4 protein-coding genes and 1 pseudogene are annotated in these 4,289 nt (G+C 41.4%); 2 read left to right on the top strand and 3 right to left on the bottom strand.

Features of this window, described 5'->3' with window-relative positions:
• Nucleotides 1–127 (top strand): annotated as a pseudogene (locus B9J84_RS16335) (sugar ABC transporter ATP-binding protein); the annotation flags it as partial.
• A gap of 40 nt (nucleotides 128–167) precedes the next feature.
• On the top strand, nucleotides 168–2,141 hold the full coding sequence (locus B9J84_RS08285; protein ID WP_094123929.1) for an alpha-amylase family glycosyl hydrolase: 1,974 nt from the start codon (nucleotides 168–170) through the stop codon (nucleotides 2,139–2,141).
• Nucleotides 2,142–2,245: 104 nt separating this feature from the next.
• Here the strand turns inward: B9J84_RS08285 and B9J84_RS08280 are convergent, their stop codons facing one another.
• From B9J84_RS08280 to B9J84_RS08270, 3 genes are read right to left on the bottom strand one after another with little or no spacing between them, the layout of a single operon-like run.
• Entirely contained in the window at nucleotides 2,246–2,602 is a 357-nt protein-coding gene (locus tag B9J84_RS08280; protein WP_013868513.1) for a PTS glucitol/sorbitol transporter subunit IIA, read from the bottom strand.
• 6 nt (nucleotides 2,603–2,608) lie between these two features.
• Complete coding sequence (locus tag B9J84_RS08275; protein WP_088733208.1) at nucleotides 2,609–3,580, bottom strand: PTS glucitol/sorbitol transporter subunit IIB; 972 nt, start codon at nucleotides 3,578–3,580, stop codon at nucleotides 2,609–2,611.
• Nucleotides 3,577–4,140, bottom strand: coding sequence for a PTS glucitol/sorbitol transporter subunit IIC (locus B9J84_RS08270; RefSeq protein ID WP_094123928.1), 564 nt, complete (start codon nucleotides 4,138–4,140; stop codon nucleotides 3,577–3,579). The genes B9J84_RS08275 and B9J84_RS08270 overlap by 4 nt, the downstream gene beginning before the upstream one ends.
• Nucleotides 4,141–4,289 lie beyond the last annotated feature (149 nt).

The following is a 4,289-nucleotide window of genomic DNA, read 5'->3' as shown; positions in this document are numbered from 1 at the left end:
AGCAAGAGTCAACGATCAAACCATTACAACTGCTCATATTGGAAAAACAATGCGTTTTAACCTCAATACCACATTTTGCCATATTTTTGATTTCTACAGTGAACAAAGTTTGACCAATAGCCAGTAATAATTACTGGTTAATATTCACAAAAATGAAGGGATCTCCAATGAAAAAAAACACCATACTGTGTACGGCAGTACTCAGTGTTATTGCACTTAATGGATTATTGAATAGCCAAATATTACTAGCCTCGGAACCAACTATTCAATCCAGAGAAAATACATACCTCGATTTTCGTAAAGAAACAATTTACTTTGTATTTTTAGACCGTTTCAGCGATGGTGATCCAAATAATAATACTGGTAAAAACGCAGAAACTTATAACCCTAACAATCTTAAAAAGTATATCGGCGGTGATATTAAAGGCTTAATTAATAAATTGCCCTACCTCAAATCGTTAGGAATTACTGCCATTTGGATTACACCACCAGTCGATAATGCTGACAATACAGATGCTAATGGTGGTGCAGGTTATCACGGTTATTGGGGAAAAGATTTTTTCCGCGTAGATGAGCATTTAGGCAGTATCGAAGATTTCAAAGAACTCACGACTAAAATGCATTCTCCTGAATACAACATGAAATTAGTTCTAGACTATGCTCCTAATCACTCAAATGGCAATGATGAAAACGAATACGGAGCACTCTACCTAGATGGACAACTGATCACTGATTATAATACCGATGTTGCGGCGGGTACTAACTGGTATAACCATAACGGAGGTGTTACTGACTGGAATAATTGGTATCAAGTCCGTAATTATAACCTATTCAACTTATCTGATTTTAACCAAACCAATCCCGATGTTTATCAGTATCTTTTAGACGGTGCTAAATTTTGGATTGATGCTGGAGCTGATGCAATACGTATTGATGCTATAAAACATATGGATAAAACTTTTATCCAACGTTGGACTACGGACATTTATAATTACAGTAAAGCATTAGGTCGTGAAGGATTTTATTTCTTTGGTGAATGGTTCGGAGCAAGTGCAAGCATCACGACTGGTATTGATGGGTATGCCATTGACTACGCCAACTCTTCTGGTTCAGCTTTACTTGATTTCGGCTTTAGAGACACCTTAGAAAGGGTACTAACTAACCGTCCCGGAAATAACATGGAAACATTAAATGGCTACTTAGAAAAAAGGAAAACTGTCTTCAGTAGTGATGATTGGCAAGTTGTTTTCATGGATAACCATGATATGGCCAGAATATCCACCGCTCTAAGGTCAAATGCATCGACATTTGGCCCTGGTAATAATGAAGCTGGTGGCAATCAAAATGAAGAGTTTGCCAAACAACGTCTCAACCTAGGACTAGTTATCACAATGACAGTACGTGGGATACCCGCCATTTACTACGGAACTGAACACTATGCAGCTAACTTTACGACAAATGATTTCGGACAAGTAGGAAGTGATCCTTACAACCGAGAAAAAATGCCAAGTTTTGATGAGGATACCGAGGCATTTAAGATCATCCAAGCACTAACATCACTCAGAAAAAATAGCACAGCGATACAAAAAGGAAGTTACATACAACGCTGGAAAAATGACGACATACTGGTATATGAACGGCAAGATGGTTCAGATACTGTTACCGTTGCACTAAACCGTGGTCCAGCAACAACCATAGTAGTGAATAACTTAGCGATTGGTGATGGATCCCACCTCAACTTACTTAACAACGAAACAATTGCCGTTAACGAAGGAAAAGCAACACTCCATCTAAATCAAAATGAAGCTATCGTTTTGCACAATAGTGAGGGTGCCGAAGAACCAAGACTGAGTACCATCTCTTTTTCCTGTAATCAAGGATATACAATTACAGGACAAAGTGTTTATGCCATTGGCAATGTGACACAGCTAGGAAACTGGGATCTAACAAAAGCAGTCAAGCTTTCACCTAATTTATATCCAACTTGGAGCGCCGATATTGCAGTACCGGCAGGAGAGGCTATTGAATGGAAATGTGTTAAACGCCATGAATCTATCTCAACAAATCTAGTCGAATGGCAATCGGGAGGCAATAACCAATTTAATAGCTTAAATACTCAAACAACTAGTGGATCTTTCTAACCGCTTCTTTTCTCCATAGCTAACACCAGCTATTTGGCTCCTTTTAAAACAGGAGCCTTTTTTCTTAGATATGCCTAATCACAATCAAGCCACATTCCACCACTTTAACCAAACATCAACACATCACCATGTTGAAGCACTTCTAATTTAGGACCGAGTAAATGGATGGTACCCGGCAATTCTGGGATTCGCTGACCGTCAAATTTAAGTGTTACATGCCCAAGCTCCGCAAGATTTTGGTTCGCCACACTGCCGACTGCCGTCACAACAAAACCGAGATCCCCAATTAATAAAGTGGTGTTGTGGTCAATCAATCCATACAACGAAGATCCCGAGTGTATGAAGCAATATTCCTTCACCGCATCAGGGGCGCTCGGGCCGAATAAAATCACCATATCATCATGCAGTGAGTCTTTAGCATAATCGCCAGCGGACAAAATCGTCGTTTGATACTGAAGCATATGCCCTCACTGATAAATGAAGAATGAGATAAGCCAAGCAATCAGCACCGTTGGCGCACCTGTAAGAAAACGAGAGTAAAGTACCGAAGGCACACCGACCTGTACCGTTTCGGGCTTAGCGTCTGCAAGGCCAAGCCCTACAGGGATGAAATCACAAGCAGCTTGAGCATTTATGGCAAACAAAGCGGGTAATGCTAAGTGCGGTGGGATATTTCCCATACCGATCTGAGTCCCGATAAGTACACCGATCACTTGCGCAATCACCGCACCTGGTCCAAGAAAGGGTGACAGAAACGGAAATGAACAGATCAAGGCAATCGTCAGTAAACCGATCGGGTTCCCAGCTAATGGCTCCAAAGTATGAGCAATTAAATCACCTAACCCAGACGCGAGAATAACCCCAATCAACATTGAAACAAACGCCATAAAAGGCAGAATGGTTTTAAGTACGGTATCAATGGTTTCACGCCCAGCCTGATTAAAGGTCGCCATCACCGAGCCCATACCGATCCCCACTTTAGCCAGTAAGCTATCTGTTTGTTGGCTAAGCTTCTTCGTCGTGTCAATGGATTGGGGCTGAGATAGGATTGGCTCACAAAACGTGGTTTTGTGATCATCTACCAAGGAAAAACAACCACTGCGTATGCCAGATGCATAAATATCTTCCTGAATATATTGTGCCAAAGGGCCACTTTGACCTGTAGCATGGATATTTAATGTCGGAATACCTTTTTTGGGATAAAGCCCACAACGCAATGTGCCACCACAGTCAATCACTACACAAGCGACTCGTTCATCGGGAACAAAATGTTCAAAGCCGTTAACCGCTTGCATGCCCGTCAACGTCACCATCTCATCAATAAAATGGGGACGAGTCCCTGCTGTGATGTAGATGATCTTCTTGTCAACCTCAACCGGAATGAATAGCGGGCCACCCCATCCACCCTGCCCTCGGTTTACTTTCAATACCGTCATCATTTTTCCTCAACCACGTTAAGATCGACTTTATCACTGAATACTACACCTTGTTGTCTAGCCACAAACATAGTCGTAATATCGGTTACCCAACCGCGTAAAAAGTTGGTCACTAAACCAACCAGCAAATAGGAAATAGCGAGAGGACCGAGCGATAAGCCCTGTTGAGTGATCCCAGCGGCAATGCCTAGATAAATAAACAATTCACTAGGATTTACATGAGGGAACATACCATTCATGGTGTGGCAACTGTAGGAGGCAGAGGCATAATAAGAAGGTTTGTACTTTTCAGGTAAGAAACGCCCTAGGCTGAGCACCATGGGATTACAAAAAACAAAGGTTCCTACTGTCGGCAAGAGCAAATAGCGAGATATAGGATTAGACGCACTTTTCTGAGCTAACACTTCTATACGCTGTTGGCCAATAAAACGGATCAGCGTATTCATGGCAACTAATAAACAGATCAGCACTGGGAGTACTTGTGCCACCATTTCGCTAAACACTTCACCGCCTTTCTCAAACAGACCAATAAACCATTCCGCTCCCTCGATTATCCAATCCATACCTTCGGCTCTTAAATTATGTGGGGATAGTTGGAGTGTTTCCGTTATTGATATATTGGAAAAGAGACAAAAGAGAAAAGCGTGAATTCAATCACCGATAACTTTTATTTTAAAAGTAAAAAATTGAAATCGGCGACAAAATAAAAAGA

Source organism: Vibrio sp. V03_P4A6T147, assembly GCF_002241085.1.
Lineage (GTDB): Bacteria > Pseudomonadota > Gammaproteobacteria > Enterobacterales > Vibrionaceae > Vibrio > Vibrio anguillarum.
The sequence above is the reverse complement of the archived record's forward strand: the minus strand, read 5'-3'. Positions and strand labels throughout refer to the sequence as shown.

Excerpts from the sequence above, each read along its gene's own strand:
- B9J84_RS08280 (WP_013868513.1), bottom strand. The coding sequence starts at position 2,602 with ATGCTTCAGTATCAAACGACGATTTTGTCCGCTGGCGATTATGCTAAA.
- B9J84_RS08275 (WP_088733208.1), bottom strand. The coding sequence starts at position 3,580 with ATGATGACGGTATTGAAAGTAAACCGAGGGCAGGGTGGATGGGGTGGC.
- B9J84_RS08285 (WP_094123929.1), top strand. The coding sequence starts at position 168 with ATGAAAAAAAACACCATACTGTGTACGGCAGTACTCAGTGTTATTGCA.
- B9J84_RS08270 (WP_094123928.1), bottom strand. The coding sequence starts at position 4,140 with ATGGATTGGATAATCGAGGGAGCGGAATGGTTTATTGGTCTGTTTGAG.